The organism is Pseudomonas sp. NGC7, assembly GCF_047159675.1.
In the GTDB taxonomy this organism is placed as follows: Bacteria; Pseudomonadota; Gammaproteobacteria; order Pseudomonadales; family Pseudomonadaceae; genus Aquipseudomonas; species Aquipseudomonas kermanshahensis.
This window is the reverse complement of sequence record NZ_BAAFZY010000001.1, coordinates 1,768,703-1,787,360: the sequence shown is the minus strand read 5'-3', so window position 1 is coordinate 1,787,360 and position 18,658 is coordinate 1,768,703. Positions and strand designations below refer to the sequence as shown.

Below are 18,658 nucleotides of genomic sequence, written 5' to 3'. Positions count from 1 at the left end.
TCGTCCTCACGCATCAGAGCAGGCCCTCCAGCCAACCGTCGAGCTGTTCGAAAGCATCGTTGAAGGTGCGGTCAAGCTGCAGCGGTGTGATCGATACATAGCCTTGCATCACCGCGTGGAAGTCCGTGCCCGGGCCACCGTCTTCGGCATCGCCGGCCACGGCAATCCAGTACCCCTCCTTGCCGCGCGGGTTGACCACCTTGGTCGGCGCCGCCGCCCGCGCCCGGTGACCGAGGCGGGTCAGCTGGATGCCGCGGATGTGCTCCAGCGGCAGGTTGGGGATATTGACGTTGAGCACGGTGCGCGGCGGCAGTGTGAGACGCGACTGCGCCTCCACCAGCCGGCGGGCGATGTAGGCCGCCGTGGGCAGGTTGTCCGGCTGGCGCGAGAGCAACGAAAACGCCAGCGACGTGTTGCCCAGGAAGCGGCCTTCCAACGCAGCGGCGACGGTGCCCGAATACAGCACGTCGTCGCCCAGGTTCGCGCCCAGGTTGATCCCCGACACCACCATGTCTGGGGTCTGCGGCAACAGGCCATTGAGCCCCAGGTGCACGCAATCGGTCGGCGTGCCATTGAGGCTGATGAAACCGTTGGCCAGGGTCTGCGGATGCAGCGGCCGGTCCAGCGTCAGCGAACTGCTGGCGCCGCTCTTGTCTTGCTCCGGGGCGATTACCACGCACTCGGCATAATCCACCAGCGCAGCGTGCAGCGCGGCGAGGCCAGGTGCGGTAACACCGTCGTCGTTCGAAATCAGAATACGCATGGGCTGTCCGTCTGCCCTGCCGACACCAGATCCACGACTTCGCGCACCACCACGGTGGCGAAGCATCCGGCCGGAAGGACGAATTCCAGTTGCAGGATATCAGGCTCGGGATAATGCCACGTCAGGCCGCCAATAGGGAGCCGCAGAATGCGCCGTTCGTGATCCATGCCCGCCTGGGCCAGCCAATGGCACAGTGCCGGCTGCCGCGCGGCGACTGCGCTTTCCAACGCGGCAGTGGCACCTGTGGCGGGGGTTTCGCCCTCGCCCCACAGCGCACCGGTGGGATGCAGGTCGAGAATCGCCAAGCGCGGATCGGAACATTCCTGCTCGGTCGCGGGAAAGAAACTACGGCTATCGGTGAAGGCCAACAGGTCCCCGACTTGCGCACGGGCCCAGCTGCCGTCGGCAACCCGAGCGGCGAGAATCTGGTTGAACAGGTAGCTGCGCCCTGCCGAAAGCAAACGCGAACGCACATTGCGTTGCTCTGGCAGCGCCTTGCGGGCCGCCCAGTCGAGGGCGTCATGGACGTTGCCGCCGCCATGGCCAAACCGCTGGCTGCCGAAGTAGTTCGGCACGCCGTGCTGCTTGAGCGCCTCCAGGCGCGCGTCCAGCGCAGCGTGATCGGCCGCCAGGGCCGTCAGGCGCAGGGTGAAGCCGTTGGCCGAATGCGCGCCACGCTGCAGCTTGCGCTGGTGACGCACCTGCTTGAGCACGCGCAGGCTGGCATCCTCGGCACGCGACAGGTCCGGGTCGGCCTTGCCGGGCAGGTGCAGGCTGAACCACTGACGGGTCAGGGCCTGGCGGTCCTTGAGGCCGGCATAGCTGATCGAACGGGCCGGGACGCCTGCGGCGCGGGCCAGTCGGCGGGCCGCTTCTTCGGTGTTGAGGTCGCGCTTTTCGACCCACAGCCATAGGTGCTCACCCTGGCCCGACAGCGGGATATCCAGCACCTCGTCGACCTGGAAGTCTTCAGCCACAGCCTTGAGCACCGCAGTGCCCAGCGCTTCACCCGATGCACGCGGGCCCAGCAGTTCCAGTTCGGTCATGCTGGCAGCAACAGGGCGACCGCATGCACGGCAATCCCCTCCTCACGGCCGGTGAAGCCCAGCTTTTCAGTGGTGGTCGCTTTGACGTTGACCTGGTCGAGCTCGGCTTGCAGGTCTTCGGCGATCAGTTGGCGCATGGTCTCGATGTGCGGCGCCATTTTCGGCGCCTGGGCCACGATGGTGGCGTCGACATTGCCCACCTTCCAGCCCTTGGCCTGGACGATAGCGACCACATGACGCAGCAAGGCACGGCTGTCGGCACCCTTGAACTGCGGGTCGGTGTCGGGGAAGTGTTTGCCGATATCACCCAGCGCCGCAGCGCCCAGCAAGGCATCGCTCAGGGCGTGCAGCAGCACGTCACCGTCGGAGTGAGCCAGGAGGCCGTGTTTGTGGGGGATACGGACCCCGCCCAGGGTAATGAAATCACCGTCGCAGAAACGGTGCACATCGTAGCCGTGGCCAATACGCATAGAAAAACGCCCTGATTGAGTCAGGGCGTGATTCTACCTGCTTTGTGCGGTATTGGGGCTGCGCCTTACACCCGGCCCAACGCCACCGCGTGATGGCGCAGGTGGTCTTCGATGAAGCTGGCGATAAAGTAGTAGCTATGGTCATAACCAGGCTGCAGACGCAGGGTCAGTGCATGCCCCCCTTTGCGCGCGGCCTGCTCCAGTGCCTCAGGCTTGAGCTGCTTCTCGAGGAAGTCATCACGGTCGCCCTGGTCCACCAGCAACGGCGGGCAACTGCCCGCGGGTGTCTCGGCCAGCAGGACGCTGGCATCCCACTCGCGCCAACGCGCACGGTCCTCGCCCAGGTAGCGGCTGAAGGCCTTTTCACCCCACGGGCAGTCCATCGGGTTGCTGATCGGCGAGAACGCCGAGATCGAACGGTAGCGCCCCGGGTTACGCAAGGCGCACACCAATGCGCCATGCCCGCCCATCGAGTGGCCACTGATGCTGCGTTGGTCCGAGGCCGGGAAGTGCGCCTCGATCAGCGCGGGCAACTCCTCTACCACGTAGTCATGCATGCGGTAGTGCTGCGCCCACGGTTGCTGGGTGGCATTGAGGTAGAAGCCGGCCCCCAGGCCAAAGTCCCAGGCGCCATCCGGGTCGCCCGGCACCTGCTCGCCACGCGGGCTGGTGTCGGGCGCAACGATGATCAACCCAAGCTCGGCGGCCAGGCGCTGGGCGCCGGCCTTCTGCATGAAGTTCTCGTCGGTGCAGGTCAGGCCGCTCAGCCAGTACAGCACCGGCAGCTTGGCCCCCTGTTCGGCCTGAGGAGGCAGATACACCGCGAACACCATGTCGCAGCCGAGCACCTTGGACGGGTGCCGGTACCGCTTGTGCCAGCCGCCGAAGCTTTTCTGGCAAGAGATGTTGTCCAGGCTCATGGCAGACCTCAGAAGTGGATCACGCTACGGATGCTCTTGCCTTCATGCATCAGGTCGAAGGCCTTGTTGATGTCTTCCAGGCCCATGGTGTGGGTGATGAAGGTGTCCAGCGGGATCTCGCCCTTCTCGGCCATTTCGACATAGCTTGGCAGCTCGCTGCGGCCGCGTACGCCACCGAACGCCGAGCCGCGCCAGACGCGACCGGTGACCAGCTGGAACGGACGAGTGGCGATTTCCTGGCCGGCACCGGCAACGCCGATGATGACCGACTCGCCCCATCCCTTGTGGCAGCATTCCAGGGCCGCACGCATCAGCTGGACGTTGCCGATGCACTCGAAGGAGAAGTCCACGCCGCCGTCGGTGAGGTCGACAATCACTTCCTGGATCGGGCGGTCGTAGTCTTTCGGGTTGATGCAATCGGTGGCACCCAGCTGACGAGCGATCTCGAACTTGGCCGGGTTGATGTCGATGGCGATGATGCGCGAGGCCTTGGCCTTGACGGCGCCAATGATCGCCGACAGGCCGATGCCGCCGAGGCCGAAGATGGCCACGGTGTCACCCGGCTGGACCTTGGCGGTGTTGATGACCGCGCCGATACCGGTGGTGACGCCACAGCCGAGCAGGCAGACCTTCTCCAGCGGGGCTTCCTTCTGGATCTTGGCCACGGAGATTTCTGGCAACACGGTGTACTCGGAGAAGGTCGAGGTGCCCATGTAGTGGAACAGCTGCTGGCCTTTATACGAGAAGCGCGTGGTGCCGTCTGGCATCAGGCCCTTGCCCTGGGTCGCACGGATGGCCTGGCACAGGTTGGTCTTGCCCGAACGGCAGAATTTGCACTGGCCGCACTCAGGGGTGTACAGCGGGATCACATGGTCACCCACGGCCACCGAGGTCACGCCCTCGCCCACTGCCTCGACGATCGCGCCGCCTTCGTGGCCAAGGATCGACGGGAAGATACCCTCCGGGTCAGCGCCGGACAAGGTGTAGGCGTCGGTATGGCAAACACCGCTGGCAACCACGCGCAGCAGCACTTCGCCGGCCTTGGGCATGGCCACGTCCACTTCGACGATTTCCAGGGGTTTCTTGGCTTCGAAGGCTACGGCAGCACGGGACTTGATCATCAACGGTCTCCAGACAAGGGGTCAATTCAGCCTTGCAGTGTAATTCAGGGTGTTTTGATGAATAATCCAGGCTAAGACAAAACATTATTGCTGCACAGGGACAATCAATGAGTAGCCGCTGGGAAGGCATCGACGAATTCGTGGCGGTGGCCGAGTCTGGCCAGTTCACCGCGGCGGCGGAGCGCCTGGGCGTATCGTCCTCGCACATCAGCCGGCAGATCGCCCGCCTGGAAGAACGCCTGCAGACGCGCCTGCTGTACCGCAGCACCCGGCGTGTCACCCTGAGTGAGGCCGGGCAGACCTTCCTGCAGCATTGCCAGCGCCTGCAAGATGGCCGTGAAGAAGCCCTGCGGGCAATGGGCGACCTGGCCAGCGAGCCCAAGGGGCTGCTGCGCATGACCTGTGCGGTGGCCTATGGCGAGCGCTTCATCGTGCCGTTGGTGACGCGCTTCATGGCGCTGTACCCGCAGTTGAGGGTGGAAGTGGAACTGAGCAACCGCACGCTGGACCTGCTGCATGAAGGCATGGACCTGGCCATTCGCCTCGGCCGGCTTGCCGACTCCAGGCTGGTTGCCGCCCGCCTGGCGCCGCGGCGCATGTACCTGTGCGCCTCACCGGCGTATCTGGAGCGTTACGGCCGGCCGCACAGCCTGTCGGAACTGGCGCGGCACAACTGCCTGATTGGCAGTTCGGACTTGTGGGCGCTGCAGCAGGATGGCCGCGAGATCAGCCAGCGGGTGCAGGGAAACTGGCGCTGCAACAGCGGGCAGGCGGTGCTCGACGCCGCGTTGCAGGGGATGGGCTTGTGCCAGTTGCCGGACTATTACGTGCTGGAGCACCTGAACACGGGGGCACTGGTGTCGCTGCTGGAGGCGCATCAGCCGCCGAATACGGCGGTGTGGGCGTTGTACCCGCAGCAGCGGCATCTGTCGCCGAAGGTAAGGCGGCTGGTGGATTATCTGAAGGAAGGGTTGGCGGGGTTGCCGGAGTATCGTGTGGCTTGATAGTGCACTGGGGCCGCTTTGCGGCCCTTTCGCGGCACAAGGCCGCTCCTACAAGAGATCGCAATTCCCTGTAGGAGGGGGCTTGCCCGCGAAGAGGCCAGCCCAGGATTACAGTGTCAGCGGCGCCCCGCCCAGCGCTGGCGCAACCACTCAAGGTCCTCCGGCCGGGTCACCTTGATGTTATCGCTGCGCCCTTCGATCAGCCGCGGCGCCAGGCCGGACCACTCGATGGCCGAGGCCTCGTCGGTGACCACCACATCCGACACCAGGCACTCGGCCAATGCGCGGTGCAAGGCCCCCAGGCGGAACATTTGCGGCGTATACGCCTGCCAGATGGTGCTGCGGTCTACGGTAGCGCTCACCCGGCCATGGCTGTCGGCACGCTTCAACGTATCGCGCGCCGGCACCGCCAACAGGCCACCCACCGGGTCATCTGCCAGCTCCGACAACAGCTTGTCCAGGTCACTGCGCGCCAGGTTCGGCCGCGCCGCATCATGCACCAGCACCCAGTCGCTGTCTGAAGCCCCTTGAGCATGCAGCAACAGCAACGCGTTGAGTACCGAGTCGGCACGCTCGCGACCGCCCGCCGCGCGCTGGATGCGCGGGTCGCTGGCACAGCGCAGGCCGGGCCAGTAAGGGTCGTCTGCGGCAATGCTGACCACCACGCCCTTGAGCGTTGGATGGCCAAGAAAACAGTCGAGGCTATGCTCGAGAAGGGTCTGCCCACCCAGTTGCAAGTACTGCTTGGGGCGGTCGGCAGCCATGCGGGCACCCACGCCCGCAGCAGGAATCACGGCCCAGAAGGCCGGTAATGTGTCAGTCATTTTTGCGGCAACTGGAAGAGGGTTTCACCCTCTTTGACCATCCCCAATTCATGACGAGCCCGTTCTTCCACGGTCTCCATACCTTTCTTCAACTCCAGGACTTCTGCGTCAAGCACGCGGTTACGCTCAAGCAGACGTTCGTTTTCGGCGTGCTGCTCGGCGATCTGCTGCTTGAGCTCGGTCACTTGCGCCAGGCTGCCATTGCCCACCCACAGGCGGTACTGCAGGCCACCCAACAGCAGAAGCAGAACGAGGAACAACCAATAGGGACTGCGCATCAAGGTATCCAGGTTAAAAAGACCGCCGCTTACTGTTCACTTCGGGGCCTCGAATAGCACGAAGCCTGGCCGAGGCCAGGCTTCGTCGACAGAAACCCTTTGCAAGTGTAGGAAAATTCAGTACGAAAGCTCCTACAGCTACGGCTGCTGTCTTTTTACCATCTCTTGCTTAACCGCGAAACTCGGCACGACCACGGTAAACCGCCTTGGCACCCAGTTGCTCTTCGATGCGCAGCAGTTGGTTGTACTTGGAGACGCGGTCGGAACGGCACAGCGAGCCAGTCTTGATCTGGCCAGCAGCGGTACCTACAGCCAGGTCGGCAATGGTCGAGTCTTCGGTTTCACCGGAACGGTGCGAAATCACCGCGGTGTAGCCTGCAGCCTTGGCCATCTGGATGGCTTCCAGGGTCTCGGTCAGCGAGCCGATCTGGTTGAACTTGATCAGGATCGAGTTACCGATGCCCTTCTCGATGCCTTCCTTGAGGATCTTGGTGTTGGTCACGAACAGGTCGTCACCGACCAGTTGCACCTTCTCGCCGATCTTGTCGGTGAGGATCTTCCAGCCAGCCCAGTCGGACTCGTCCAGGCCGTCTTCGATCGAGATGATCGGGAAGCGCTCGGTCAGGCCTTTCAGGTACTCGGCAAAGCCTTCGGCGTCGAACGACTTGCCTTCGCCAGACAGGTTGTACTTGCCGTCTTCATAGAACTCGGAAGCTGCGCAGTCCAGGGCCAGGGTCACGTCGGTGCCCAGCTTGTAGCCGGCCTTTTCAACGGCTTCGGCGATGGCGGCCAGCGCGTCTTCGTTAGACGCCAGGTTCGGCGCGAAGCCACCTTCGTCACCGACGGCAGTGTTCAGGCCGCGAGCCTTCAGTACAGCCTTCAGGTGATGGAAGATTTCGGTGCCCATGCGCAGGCCATCGGAGAAGGTCTTGGCGCCAACCGGCTGCACCATGAACTCCTGGATGTCGACGTTATTGTCGGCGTGCTCGCCACCGTTGATGATGTTCATCATCGGAACCGGCATCGAGTACTGGCCCGGGGTGCCGTTCAGGTTGGCGATGTGCGCGTACAGCGGCAGGTCCTGGTCCTGGGCAGCGGCCTTGGCGGCAGCCAGGGAAACAGCCAGGATGGCGTTGGCGCCCAGCTTGGCTTTGTTCTCGGTACCGTCCAGGTCGATCATGGCACGGTCCAGAGCCTTCTGGTCGGAAGGGTCCTTGCCCAGCAGCAGGTCGCGAATCGGGCCGTTGATGTTGGCGACGGCTTTCAGCACGCCCTTGCCCAGGTAACGGCTCTTGTCGCCATCACGCAGCTCCAGCGCTTCGCGCGAGCCGGTGGAAGCACCGGACGGCGCGCAAGCACTGCCGATGATGCCGTTGTCGAGCAGTACATCGGCTTCCACGGTGGGGTTGCCACGCGAATCGAGAACTTCACGACCTTTGATGTCGACGATTTTTGCCATTGTTGTAAGCACTCCAGAATTGACGAAAACAACGCAGCTTAGGAAATCCTTGCACTTCATCAGGCGGGGTATGCAGCAGGCAGGCCTGATGAAAGCGCTCCCTGACCGTTTGGTCAGGGAGAGAACGGGCGGTACTTTACCCGAGAAATGAGCTTTACGCGGTTTCTACCGTCGGAAAACTTTTCACCAGCTCGTCCAGTTGCTTGAGCTGGGTCAGGAACGGCTCCAGCTTGTCCAGGCGCAAGGCGCAAGGGCCATCGCACTTGGCATTGTCCGGATCAGGGTGAGCCTCGAGGAACAAGCCGGCCAGGCCTTGGCTCATGCCAGCCTTGGCCAGGTCGGTGACCTGGGCGCGACGGCCACCGGCAGAGTCCGAGCGACCGCCCGGCATCTGCAGGGCATGGGTCACGTCGAAGAAGACCGGGTACTCGAACTGCTTCATGATGCCGAAGCCGAGCATGTCCACCACCAGGTTGTTGTAGCCGAAGCTCGAACCACGCTCGCAGAGGATCAACTGGTCGTTACCCGCCTCTTCGCACTTGGCCAGGATGTGTTGCATCTCCTGGGGCGCGAGGAACTGGGCCTTCTTGATGTTGATCACCACGCCGGTCTTGGCCATGGCCACCACCAGGTCGGTCTGACGCGACAGGAAGGCCGGCAACTGGATGATGTCGCAGACCTTGGCCACCGGCTCGGCCTGGTAAGGCTCGTGCACGTCGGTGATTACCGGCACGTTGAAGGTGCGCTTGATCTCCTCGAAGATCTTCAGCCCCTCTTCCATGCCCGGGCCACGGTAGGACGTCACCGACGAACGGTTAGCCTTGTCGAAGCTGGCCTTGAACACATACGGGATACCGAGCTTCTCGGTGACCCGCACGTACTCTTCGCAGACCTTCATTGCCAGGTCACGGGATTCCAGGACGTTCATGCCGCCGAACAGGACGAACGGCTTGTCGTTGGCGATCTCGATGTTACCGACGCGAATGATCTTCTGGGTCATTGATCAGGCCTTGTTCTTCTGAGCCAGGGCTGCCTTGACGAAACCACTGAACAGCGGGTGGCCGTCACGCGGGGTCGAGGTGAACTCTGGGTGGAACTGGCAAGCGACGAACCATGGGTGGTCCTTGGACTCGACCACTTCAACCAGCGCGCCGTCTTCGGAACGACCGGAAACCACCAGGCCAGCGTCGACCAGTTGTGGCAGCAGGTTGTTGTTCACTTCGTAGCGGTGGCGGTGACGCTCGGTGATCACGTCCTTGCCGTAGCAATCGTGAACCTTGGAGCCCGAGACGATCTGGCAGTCCTGCGCGCCCAGGCGCATGGTGCCGCCCAGGTCGGAGGCTTCGGTACGGGTCTCGACGGCGCCGGTGGCATCAGCCCACTCGGTGATCAGGCCGACAACCGGGTGGCCGCTGTTGCGGTCGAACTCGGTGGAGTTGGCGTCTTTCCAGCCCATCACGTTACGGGCGAACTCGATCACGGCAACTTGCATGCCCAGGCAGATACCCAGGTAAGGCACTTTGTTCTCACGGGCGTATTGCACCGCAGTGATCTTGCCTTCGACACCGCGCAGGCCGAAACCGCCCGGTACCAGAATGGCGTCGGCGCCTTCGAGCAGGCTGGTGCCTTGGTTCTCGATGTCTTCAGAGTCGATGTAGCGCAGGTTGACCTTGGTACGGTTGGTGATGCCGGCGTGGCTCATCGCTTCGATCAGCGACTTGTACGCATCCAGCAGCTCCATGTACTTGCCGACCATGGCGATGGTCACTTCGTGCTCTGGGTTGAGCTTGGCATCGACGACCTTGTCCCACTCGGACAGGTCGGCGCTGTCGCACTGCAGGCCGAAGCGCTCGGTGACGAAGTCATCCAGGCCCTGGGCATGCAACACGCCCGGGATCTTGTAGATGGTGTCGACGTCTTCGAGCGAAATGACCGCACGCTCTTCAACGTTGGTGAACAGGGCGATCTTGCGGCGCGACGAGGCATCGACTGGGTGGTCGGAGCGGCAGATCAGCACGTCAGGCTGCAGGCCGATGGAGCGCAGCTCCTTGACCGAGTGCTGGGTCGGCTTGGTCTTGGTTTCGCCTGCGGTAGCGATGTACGGGACCAGGGTCAGGTGCATCAGCATGGCGCGCTTGGAGCCCACTTCGACGCGCAGCTGGCGGATGGCCTCGAGGAACGGCTGCGACTCGATGTCGCCGACGGTACCGCCGATTTCAACCAGGGCCACGTCGGCATCGCCGGCGCCCTTGATGATGCGACGCTTGATCTCGTCGGTGATGTGCGGGATGACCTGGATGGTCGCACCCAGGTAGTCACCACGGCGCTCCTTGCGCAGCACGTGCTCGTAGATACGGCCGGTGGTGAAGTTGTTGTTCTGGGTCATGGTCGTGCGGATGAACCGCTCGTAGTGGCCCAGGTCAAGGTCAGTCTCGGCGCCGTCCTGGGTGACGAAGACTTCACCGTGCTGGAACGGACTCATGGTGCCAGGATCGACGTTGATGTACGGATCCAGCTTGAGCATGGTGACCTTGAGTCCCCGCGCTTCCAGGATGGCCGCCAGGGAAGCCGAGGCAATGCCTTTCCCCAATGAAGAAACAACACCGCCCGTGACGAATATGTAGCGCGTCATGAAAAACCCTAGAAGTCTGCGTTAAGGCGGCCAGCGCCGCCGGAGAAAGCGAAGGAAGGCCGAAGCCCCCGATCACCTGCGTCAATCACAGTGCATCTCGAAAAACTGCCGCGTCTGTACAAACCAGGGTATCCCCGGCATGGAGCTCGCTCGTCATTTCCAGAATCAGCCCAGCAAAAAACTGCGTGGTAATCGGCAACTGCTGTGTTTTCGTGGAACCCACAGAAGTTGTATCAAGAAGGGAGGGTAGTCTACCGGAATGTACCCTTCAGCTCAAACCTTGCGCGTTCGTCGGTAACTGCCAGTGCAGTTGGCAATCTGCCTGCCCCAGTGCCGGCAGGTTGGCCACGGCCAGCAAGCGCTCGCCCTGATACAGCAATGGCAGGCGCGAACGCACGAAAGGCGGCACCTGCAGCTCGTTGAGCAGGCGTTTGAGGTCGCGTCGACCGCGCCCCGCAAGCTCAAGCACTTCACCGCCCTGGCGATAGCGGACAGTCAGGCCCGCCAGGGGCTTGGACACAGTCAGCCGAACGCTGCCGTTGCCCGGCAAGGCCAGCGCGCAAGCCGAGTCTGCCCAGGCGAATTCGCCTTGCGGCGCCTGCAGCCAGTCACCGCTCAGCCACCAGATACGGCCGTTGCTGCGCAGCAACCGGCCGTCGGCCAAGCGCCAGGTCGGCTGGGCGTCGGCCGCGGCATCGCGCAGGTCGGCCCAGCCAGCCCAGTGGCGCGCATCCGGCAGCCGGGTGCGATGGCTGAGCCAGTATTGCAGGGCATTGCGCTGACGAGCGGGTGACAACGCCGCGAGCACCGCAAGTGCCAGGGAGTCCAGCCCCACCCATGCAGCGGCAGCCCCCTCCTCGGCCTTGGCCAGATCAGCCTGAGCCACCTCGTCCAGCAAACCCTGCGCTTCGCCCAGGTGCTCTGCGCAACGGGCAAGGTTCTGGCTGGCTTGCGGCCAACGCTGCTGCAGCACCGGGAACACTTCGCCGCGCAAATAGTTGCGGGCAAAGGCGGTGTCGCTGTTTGTGGGGTCTTCGATCCAGGTCAGGCCTTGGGCCTGGGCATACGCGTGCAGCTGCTGGCGGGCAATCGCCAACAACGGCCTGGCCAGGCTGCCCTGCCCCAGCGGACGCTGTGCCGGCATTGCGGTCAGGCCACGCAGCCCGGCACCGCGCAGCAAACGAAACAGCAGGGTTTCGGCTTGATCATCGCGGTGCTGGCCGGTGAACAGCACTTCACCGGGGCCGACCACGTTCGTGAATGCCGCATAACGGGCATCGCGGGCCGCCTGTTCGAGACTGGCGCCGGGGGCGACCTGGACGTGGACCACACGAAGTTCGACGCCGAGGTTGGCGCAGACGTGCGCGCAGTGGGCGGGCCACGCGTCAGCGGCGGGCTGCAGGCCGTGATGGATATGGATGGCGCGCAACGGGGGCGCGGGGTGGGTGCGGGCGTAATCGGCCAGCAGGTGCAGCAGGACGGTGGAGTCCAGGCCGCCAGAGAAGGCGATGTGCCAGGCGGGGGCTTGGAGCCAGGGGGTGAGGTTGATCAAGGGCGCCTCACATGATTCGCAATCGCCGGGGCACTGTGGGAGCGGGCTTGCCCCGCTCCCACAGGGGCCGCAGAGCGGCCCCGGGGTGTATCAGAGGCCGTAGCTCATCAGGCGCTCGTAACGACGTGCCAGCAGCGCGTCATTGTCGAGCTTGCCCAGCATATCCAGCTGCTGCACCAGGTCGGCACGGATGCTTTCAGACATGGCGGCCGGGTCACGGTGGGCGCCGCCCAGCGGCTCCGAGATGACCTTGTCGACGATGTTCAGGCTCTTCAGGCGTTCGGCCGTGATACCCATGGCCTCGGCGGCATCGGCAGCCTTGTCGGCGGTTTTCCACAGGATCGAGGCGCAGCCTTCCGGCGAAATCACCGAGTAGGTGGAGTACTGCAGCATGTTCAGCTGGTCGCACACACCAATGGCCAGTGCACCGCCAGAACCACCCTCACCGATCACGGTGGCGATGATTGGCGTCTTCAGGCGCGCCATGACACGCAGGTTCCAGGCAATCGCCTCGCTCTGGTTGCGCTCTTCGGCGTCGATACCTGGGTAGGCACCTGGGGTGTCGATGAACGTCAGGATCGGCATCTTGAAACGCTCGGCCATTTCCATCAGGCGGCACGCCTTACGGTAGCCCTCAGGGCGCGGCATGCCGAAGTTGCGGCGCACCTTCTCACGTACTTCGCGGCCCTTCTGGTGGCCGATGACCATCACTGCCTTGCCATCCAGGCGGGCGGTACCGCCCACGATCGCGGCATCATCGGAGAAATGGCGGTCACCGTGCAGCTCTTCGAATTCAGTGAAGATGTGCTGCAGGTAGTCCAAGGTGTAAGGACGACGCGGGTGACGCGCCAGGCGGGCGATCTGCCAGCTGGTCAGGTTGCCGAAGATGCTTTCGGTCAGGGTATTGCTCTTGTCTTGCAGACGGGCAATTTCATCGCTGATGTTCAGCGAGTTGTCGTTACCGACCAGGCGCAGGCCTTCGATCTTGGCTTGCAGGTCGGCAATCGGCTGTTCGAAATCGAGGAAATTCGGGTTCATAGGCATCCGTCTTGGGTCTACGGCCAGGCGGCCGGCCGGTTGATCCGTTTGGCGCCCTACCTTAAGGGATCGGGCGCATTCAGGTCGAGATTAAAATTCGTCGATTCAACGATATTGCAGGAAGACGTTCTCACGTCCGAACTGGTCACGCAGTGCCTGAATCAGGCCGTCAGCCGGGTCGATTGACCACTCATCGGCAAACTGCAGCATGGCCTTGGCGTCACTGCCGGTGTATTCCAGGGTAATCGGGCAGCCGCCGCGGTGACGGGTGATCAGCTCACCCAGCCAGTTCAGGCGGTCGCCCTTGAGCGCATCATGGGCGACTTTCAGGCGCAGGCTTTCGGCCAGGCGCGTACGCGCGTCTTCCATGGTCATTACCTGCTTCACCCGCAGGCGCAGGCCGCCCGAGAAGTCATCGTTACTGACCTCCCCTTCGACCACGACCATGGCGTCGTTCTGCAGCAATGACTGGGCCGCCATGAAGGAGTCGGCAAACAGCGACGCCTCGATGCGCCCCGAGCGGTCATCGAGGGTGACGAAGCCCATCTTGTCACCCTTCTTGTTCTTCATGACCCGCAACGCAATGATCATGCCGGCGATCGTCTGGGACTCACGGGACGGCTTCAGGTCGATGATGCGCTGCCGGGCAAAACGGCGAATCTCGCTTTCGTACTCGTCGATCGGGTGACCGGTCAGGTACAAGCCCAGCGTGTCCTTCTCGCCTTTGAGGCGCTCTTTGAGGGTCAGCTCGCGGACCTTGCGGTGGTTGGCATAGACGTCCGAGTCTGCCTCGACGAACAAGCCGCCAAACAGGTCGACGTGGCCGCTGTCGGCAGTACGTGCGGTCTGCTCGGCCGACTTGATCGCCTCTTCCAGCGCCGCCAGCAAGGTTGCACGGTTACGGTCGATGTTGGCCTGGTAGGCCTTGATCTCGTCATGGAAGTACGGGCCCAGACGGTCCAGTGCACCACTGCGGATCAACGCATCGAGGGTGCGCTTGTTGACGCGCTTGAGGTCGACGCGCTCGCAGAAATCGAACAGGTCCTTGAACGGGCCGCCCTGCGCACGCACTTCGACGATGGCTTCCACCGGCCCCTCGCCCACACCCTTGATCGCACCCAGGCCATAGACGATACGGCCATCGTCATTGACGGTGAACTTGAAATCGGAAGTGTTCACATCGGGCGCATCAAGGCGCAGCTTCATGCTGCGCACTTCCTCGATCAGCACCACCACCTTGTCGGTGTTGTGCATGTCCGCCGAAAGTACCGCGGCCATGAACGGCGCCGGGTAGTGGGTTTTCAGCCAGGCGGTCTGGTAAGACACCAGGCCATAGGCGGCAGAGTGAGATTTGTTGAAGCCGTAACCGGCGAATTTCTCTACCAGGTCAAAGATGTTACCTGCCAGATCGCCATCGATGCCGTTGTTCGCGCAACCTTCAATAAAGCCGCCGCGCTGCTTGGCCATCTCTTCGGGTTTTTTCTTACCCATGGCCCGCCGCAGCATGTCGGCTCCGCCCAGGGTATAGCCGGCCATGACCTGGGCAATCTGCATCACCTGCTCTTGGTACAGGATGATGCCGTAGGTCGGCGCCAGTACCGGCTGCAAGCCGTCATACTGGTAGTCCGGGTGCGGGTAGGCCAGCTCGGCGCGGCCGTGCTTGCGGTTGATGAAGTCGTCCACCATGCCCGACTGCAGCGGGCCTGGGCGGAACAGCGCCACCAGTGCGATGAGGTCTTCCAGGCAGTCTGGTTTGAGCTTCTTGATCAGCTCCTTCATGCCGCGCGATTCGAGCTGGAACACCGCCGTGGTCTCGGCTTTTTGCAGCAACTCGTAGGTCTTGCGGTCATCCAGGGGAATGAAGTCGATGTTCAGGTCCGGCAGGTTCTGCTTGGCCTGCTCGCGGTTGATCGTCTCCATCGCCCACTTGATGATGGTGAGCGTACGCAGGCCGAGGAAGTCGAACTTGACCAGCCCGGCGGCCTCGACATCGTCCTTGTCGAACTGGGTTACCAGGCCGCCGCCCTCTTCGTCACAGGCGATCGGCGAAAAATCGGTGAGCTTGGTCGGGGCGATGACCACACCACCGGCGTGCTTGCCGGTACCCCGGGTGACACCCTCGAGCTTGAGGGCCATCTCCCAGATCTCGCGGGCATCTTCGTCGCCCTTGAGGAAGTCGCGCAGGATCTCTTCCTGCTCGTAGGCTTTTTCCAGGGTCATGCCGACTTCGAAGGGGATCATCTTCGACAGGCGATCGGCCAGGCCGTAGGACTTGCCCTGCACCCGCGCTACGTCGCGCACCACCGCCTTGGCGGCCATGGTACCGAAGGTGATGATCTGGCTGACCGCGTTGCGCCCGTAGGCATCGGCCACGTATTCGATGACCCGGTCACGGCCATCCATGCAGAAGTCGACGTCGAAGTCGGGCATGGATACCCGTTCAGGGTTGAGGAAGCGCTCGAACAGCAGGTCATAGGCCAGCGGGTCGAGGTCGGTGATCTTCAACACGTAGGCGACCAGCGAACCAGCACCCGAGCCTCGGCCTGGGCCGACCGGCACGCCGTTGTTCTTGGCCCACTTGATGAAGTCCATAACGATCAGGAAGTAGCCGGGGAAGCCCATCTGGATGATGATATCCAGCTCGAACTTCAGGCGGTCCAGGTAGACCTGGCGCTTTTCCTCATAGTTTGGCGTGGTCTCTTTGGGCCAGAGCACCGCCAGGCGCTCCTCCAGGCCTTCATGGGAGACATGGCGCAGGTAATCGTCGATGCCCATGCCATTGGGCGTCGGGAAATCGGGCAGGAAGTGCTTGCCCAATTGCACCTGGATGTTGCAACGCTTGGCGATCTCGACAGTGTTGGCGATGGCGTCGGGCAAGTCGCTGAACAGCTCGGCCATTTCGTCCGCGCTCTTGAGGTACTGCTGATCGCTGTAGTTGCGCGGGCGACGCGGGTCGTCCAGGGTCCAGCCCTCGCCGATGCAGACACGGGTTTCGTGGGCATCGAAGTCGGCCTGCTTGATGAAGCGCACATCGTTGGTCGCCACCAGCGGCGCGCCGACCTTGTCGGCCAGGGCCACAGCAGCGTGCACGTATTCTTCGTCGCGGGCGCGGTTGGTGCGTTGCACTTCAACGTAGAAGCGCTCGGGGAACATGCCCAGCCAGTCGCGCAACAGCGCTTCGGCCTCTTCAACCCGACCCGAGAGCAGCGCGGCGCCAATGTCGCCTTCCTTGCCAGCAGACAAGGCGATCAGGCCTTCGCTGGCGGGGGCGATCCACTCGCGCTGCAAAATCACCAGGCCATTGCGCTGGCCTTCGACCCAACCGCGCGAAATCAGCTCGGTGAGGTTGCGATAGCCCTGGGGGTTCATCGCCAGGAAGCAGATGCGCGACAACGGGGCTTCCGGGTCGGGCCCGGCCAGCCACAGGTCGGCACCACAGATCGGCTTGATCCCGGCGCCCATGGCGGTCTTGTAGAACTTCACCAGCGAGCACATGTTGCTCTGGTCGGTGATCGCCACCGCCGGCATGTTCATCCCCGCCAATGCCTTGGCCAGCGGTTTGATCCGCACCAGGCCGTCGACCAGCGAGAATTCGGAGTGCACGCGAAGGTGAACGAAGGGAACCGACATGGGTGATCCTGTAGCAGAACGACAAGGGCGGGATTGTAGCGTAAATGAGGGCAGGATTTGGGGCTGCTTCGCAGCCCATCGCGACACAAGGCCGCGCCTACAAGGAAACGCGTAACCTCTGTAGGAGCGGCCTTGCGTCGCGAAAGGGCCGCAAAGCGGCCCCATGCACTAGATCAAAGAATCGGTAATGCCCTCACGGGCCTCCCACGCCGCCCGTACCGGCGCAAAGGAGCGTCGGTGAATGGGCGTAGGCCCAAGCCGGGCCAGGGCTTCAAGGTGCACCGGCGTCGGATAACCCTTGTGCCCACCGATGCCGTAACCGGGGTAAATCAGCTCGAACGCACTCATCTCCCGATCACGCGTCACCTTGGCCAGGATCGACGCAGCCGCAATGGCCGGCACCTGGCTGTCGCCTTTGACGACCGGTGCCGCGGGTACCGCCAGCTTGGGGCACCGGTTGCCGTCGATCAGTGCCAGCTTGGGCGTGACATGCAGCCCCTCGACCGCACGCTGCATGGCCAGCATGGTGGCCTGAAGAATGTTCAGGCGGTCGATTTCTTCGACCTCGGCGCGGGCAATGCAAAAGCTCAGCGCCTTCTCGCAGATTTCGTCGAACAACGCCTCGCGCTTGGCTTCGGTGAGTTTCTTCGAATCGTTGAGGCCGAGGATCGGCCGTGCCGGGTCGAGGATCACTGCAGCCGTCACCACCGCGCCACACAAGGGGCCACGGCCGACTTCATCGACCCCGGCGACCAGGTCTTCGACCAGGTTGAAATCCAGTCCTATTTGCATCTCAGCGGTCCTTGAGCAAGGCCAGTACCGCCTCGGCGGCCTGGTTGGAAGCATCCCGGCGCAGGGTGCGGTGAATCTCGTCGAAACGTTCGGTCTGCTGGCTGCCATCGGCCACCAAGGGGGCCAAGGTTTGCGCCAGGGCTTCGCTGGTGGCGTCATCCTGCAACAGTTCAGGCACCAGTTCGCGCTGGGCCAGCAGGTTGGGCAACGACACGTAAGGGCTTTTGACCAGGCGCTTGAGAATCCAGTAGGTCAACGGCGCCAGGCGATAAGCCACCACCATGGGACGCTTGTACAGCAGTGCCTCCAGGGTGGCGGTACCCGACGCGATAAGCACCGCATCGCAGGCCGCCAAGGCCTGGTGCGACTGGCCGTCGAGCAGGGTCAGCGGTAGCGCGCGCCCTTCGAGCATCTGCTCAACCTGGGCACGCCGTGCGGCGTTGGCGCAGGGCAGCACGAAGCGCACACCCGGTACTCGTTCGCGCAAGCGCTCGGCGGCATCGAGGAACAGCGCCCCCAGGCGCCCGACCTCGCCGCCGCGGCTGCCAGGCATCAACGCCACCACCGGGCCTGGGCCCAGGCCAAGCTCAGCGCGCGCCGCCTGTCGGTCGGCCTCGAGCGGAATGGTATCGGCCAGTGGGTGGCCGACGAAACGCACCGGCACCCCCTGCTCCTCGTAGAACCGGGCTTCGAACGGCAACAGCGTCAGCATCAGGTCGCAGCCTTCGCGGATCTTCAGCACGCGCTTCTGCCGCCACGCCCATACGGATGGGCTGACGTAGTGCACGGTCTTGATACCGGCCTGACGCAGTTTCAATTCGATGTTGAGGGTGAAATCCGGGGCGTCGATGCCGATGAACACATCGGGCTTTTCGGCGATGAGGGTCTGGATCAACAACTTGCGGCGCTTGAGCAGCTCACGCAGCCGTCCCAGCACCTCGACCAGGCCCATGACCGCCAGACGTTCCATGGGGAAGTAGGATTGCAGGCCTTCGGCTTCCATCAAGGGGCCGCCAACACCGATAAAGCGTACGTCGGGATGGCGCGCCTTGAGGGCGCGCATCAAGCCAGACCCGAGAATATCGCCGCTGGCCTCACCCGCGACCAGGGCTACGCAAAGCTGGGCCAT

At 63.3% G+C, this 18,658-nt stretch carries 16 protein-coding genes; 1 reads left to right on the top strand and 15 read right to left on the bottom strand.

All coding sequences use genetic code 11. From position 1 onward, the window contains the following. Positions 1-13: 13 nt before the first annotated feature. From surE to ACMCNM_RS08175, 5 genes are all read right to left on the bottom strand, one after another. Positions 14-763, bottom strand: coding sequence for a 5'/3'-nucleotidase SurE (gene surE, locus ACMCNM_RS08195; RefSeq protein WP_027595817.1), 750 nt, complete (start codon positions 761-763; stop codon positions 14-16). Then, on the bottom strand, positions 751-1,809 hold the full coding sequence (gene truD, locus ACMCNM_RS08190) for a tRNA pseudouridine(13) synthase TruD (RefSeq protein ID WP_412764194.1): 1,059 nt from the start codon (positions 1,807-1,809) through the stop codon (positions 751-753). Before truD ends, surE begins: the two co-directional genes overlap by 13 nt. Beyond that, entirely contained in the window at positions 1,806-2,279 is a 474-nt protein-coding gene (gene ispF, locus ACMCNM_RS08185; RefSeq protein ID WP_027595815.1) for a 2-C-methyl-D-erythritol 2,4-cyclodiphosphate synthase, read from the bottom strand. Before ispF ends, truD begins: the two co-directional genes overlap by 4 nt. A 65-nt stretch (positions 2,280-2,344) precedes the next feature. After that, on the bottom strand, positions 2,345-3,199 hold the full coding sequence (gene fghA, locus ACMCNM_RS08180; protein ID WP_099453146.1) for an S-formylglutathione hydrolase: 855 nt from the start codon (positions 3,197-3,199) through the stop codon (positions 2,345-2,347). A gap of 8 nt (positions 3,200-3,207) precedes the next feature. Next, positions 3,208-4,320, bottom strand: a complete 1,113-nt coding sequence (locus ACMCNM_RS08175) for an S-(hydroxymethyl)glutathione dehydrogenase/class III alcohol dehydrogenase (protein ID WP_186676041.1) — start codon at positions 4,318-4,320, stop codon at positions 3,208-3,210. 107 nt (positions 4,321-4,427) lie between these two features. On the opposite strand from ACMCNM_RS08175, the gene ACMCNM_RS08170 reads away from it, so the two are divergent. Beyond that, positions 4,428-5,324, top strand: a complete 897-nt coding sequence (locus ACMCNM_RS08170; protein WP_275749525.1) for a LysR substrate-binding domain-containing protein — start codon at positions 4,428-4,430, stop codon at positions 5,322-5,324. A gap of 116 nt (positions 5,325-5,440) precedes the next feature. Here ACMCNM_RS08170 and ispD read toward each other — a convergent pair whose 3' ends face one another. The 10 genes from ispD to lpxB all read right to left on the bottom strand — a co-directional run bounded on the left by ispD (position 5,441) and on the right by lpxB (position 18,658). Further along, positions 5,441-6,148 carry a 2-C-methyl-D-erythritol 4-phosphate cytidylyltransferase gene (gene ispD / locus ACMCNM_RS08165; RefSeq protein ID WP_275749524.1) on the bottom strand — a complete coding sequence of 236 codons (708 nt, stop codon included), beginning with the start codon at positions 6,146-6,148 and terminating at the stop codon, positions 5,441-5,443. Continuing rightward, positions 6,145-6,426, bottom strand: a complete 282-nt coding sequence (gene ftsB, locus ACMCNM_RS08160) for a cell division protein FtsB (protein ID WP_004375443.1) — start codon at positions 6,424-6,426, stop codon at positions 6,145-6,147. Before ftsB ends, ispD begins: the two co-directional genes overlap by 4 nt. A 169-nt stretch (positions 6,427-6,595) precedes the next feature. Next, positions 6,596-7,885, bottom strand: a complete 1,290-nt coding sequence (eno, locus tag ACMCNM_RS08155; RefSeq protein WP_027595810.1) for a phosphopyruvate hydratase — start codon at positions 7,883-7,885, stop codon at positions 6,596-6,598. 154 nt (positions 7,886-8,039) lie between these two features. Further along, a complete protein-coding gene (kdsA, locus tag ACMCNM_RS08150) occupies positions 8,040-8,885 on the bottom strand; it encodes a 3-deoxy-8-phosphooctulonate synthase (RefSeq protein WP_027595809.1) in 846 nt (281 codons plus the stop codon). Between the two features lie 3 nt (positions 8,886-8,888). Next, the gene (locus tag ACMCNM_RS08145; protein ID WP_099453143.1) at positions 8,889-10,517 is read right to left on the bottom strand and encodes a CTP synthase; all 1,629 of its coding nucleotides are present in this window, start codon (positions 10,515-10,517) and stop codon (positions 8,889-8,891) included. Between the two features lie 268 nt (positions 10,518-10,785). Beyond that, positions 10,786-12,069, bottom strand: coding sequence for a tRNA lysidine(34) synthetase TilS (gene tilS / locus ACMCNM_RS08140; protein WP_412764193.1), 1,284 nt, complete (start codon positions 12,067-12,069; stop codon positions 10,786-10,788). Positions 12,070-12,159: 90 nt separating this feature from the next. Beyond that, complete coding sequence (locus tag ACMCNM_RS08135) at positions 12,160-13,107, bottom strand: acetyl-CoA carboxylase carboxyltransferase subunit alpha (protein ID WP_027595806.1); 948 nt, start codon at positions 13,105-13,107, stop codon at positions 12,160-12,162. Positions 13,108-13,212: 105 nt separating this feature from the next. Next, positions 13,213-16,737, bottom strand: coding sequence for a DNA polymerase III subunit alpha (gene dnaE / locus ACMCNM_RS08130; protein WP_099453141.1), 3,525 nt, complete (start codon positions 16,735-16,737; stop codon positions 13,213-13,215). Positions 16,738-16,905: 168 nt separating this feature from the next. Further along, positions 16,906-17,529, bottom strand: coding sequence for a ribonuclease HII (gene rnhB / locus ACMCNM_RS08125; protein ID WP_027595804.1), 624 nt, complete (start codon positions 17,527-17,529; stop codon positions 16,906-16,908). 1 nt (position 17,530) lies between these two features. Then, positions 17,531-18,658 carry a lipid-A-disaccharide synthase gene (gene lpxB, locus ACMCNM_RS08120; RefSeq protein ID WP_186702957.1) on the bottom strand — a complete coding sequence of 376 codons (1,128 nt, stop codon included), beginning with the start codon at positions 18,656-18,658 and terminating at the stop codon, positions 17,531-17,533.

Bases quoted from the DNA above. Each gene is read 5' to 3' on its own strand.
- fghA (WP_099453146.1), bottom strand. From the start codon at position 3,199: ATGAGCCTGGACAACATCTCTTGCCAGAAAAGCTTCGGCGGCTGGCAC.
- rnhB (WP_027595804.1), bottom strand. From the start codon at position 17,529: ATGCAAATAGGACTGGATTTCAACCTGGTCGAAGACCTGGTCGCCGGG.
- ACMCNM_RS08135 (WP_027595806.1), bottom strand. From the start codon at position 13,107: ATGAACCCGAATTTCCTCGATTTCGAACAGCCGATTGCCGACCTGCAA.
- ACMCNM_RS08170 (WP_275749525.1), top strand. From the start codon at position 4,428: ATGAGTAGCCGCTGGGAAGGCATCGACGAATTCGTGGCGGTGGCCGAG.
- dnaE (WP_099453141.1), bottom strand. From the start codon at position 16,737: ATGTCGGTTCCCTTCGTTCACCTTCGCGTGCACTCCGAATTCTCGCTG.
- surE (WP_027595817.1), bottom strand. From the start codon at position 763: ATGCGTATTCTGATTTCGAACGACGACGGTGTTACCGCACCTGGCCTC.
- ftsB (WP_004375443.1), bottom strand. From the start codon at position 6,426: ATGCGCAGTCCCTATTGGTTGTTCCTCGTTCTGCTTCTGCTGTTGGGT.
- ACMCNM_RS08145 (WP_099453143.1), bottom strand. From the start codon at position 10,517: ATGACGCGCTACATATTCGTCACGGGCGGTGTTGTTTCTTCATTGGGG.
- lpxB (WP_186702957.1), bottom strand. From the start codon at position 18,658: ATGGCCCAGCTTTGCGTAGCCCTGGTCGCGGGTGAGGCCAGCGGCGAT.
- eno (WP_027595810.1), bottom strand. From the start codon at position 7,885: ATGGCAAAAATCGTCGACATCAAAGGTCGTGAAGTTCTCGATTCGCGT.
- kdsA (WP_027595809.1), bottom strand. From the start codon at position 8,885: ATGACCCAGAAGATCATTCGCGTCGGTAACATCGAGATCGCCAACGAC.
- ispF (WP_027595815.1), bottom strand. From the start codon at position 2,279: ATGCGTATTGGCCACGGCTACGATGTGCACCGTTTCTGCGACGGTGAT.
- ispD (WP_275749524.1), bottom strand. From the start codon at position 6,148: ATGACTGACACATTACCGGCCTTCTGGGCCGTGATTCCTGCTGCGGGC.
- truD (WP_412764194.1), bottom strand. From the start codon at position 1,809: ATGACCGAACTGGAACTGCTGGGCCCGCGTGCATCGGGTGAAGCGCTG.
- ACMCNM_RS08175 (WP_186676041.1), bottom strand. From the start codon at position 4,320: ATGATCAAGTCCCGTGCTGCCGTAGCCTTCGAAGCCAAGAAACCCCTG.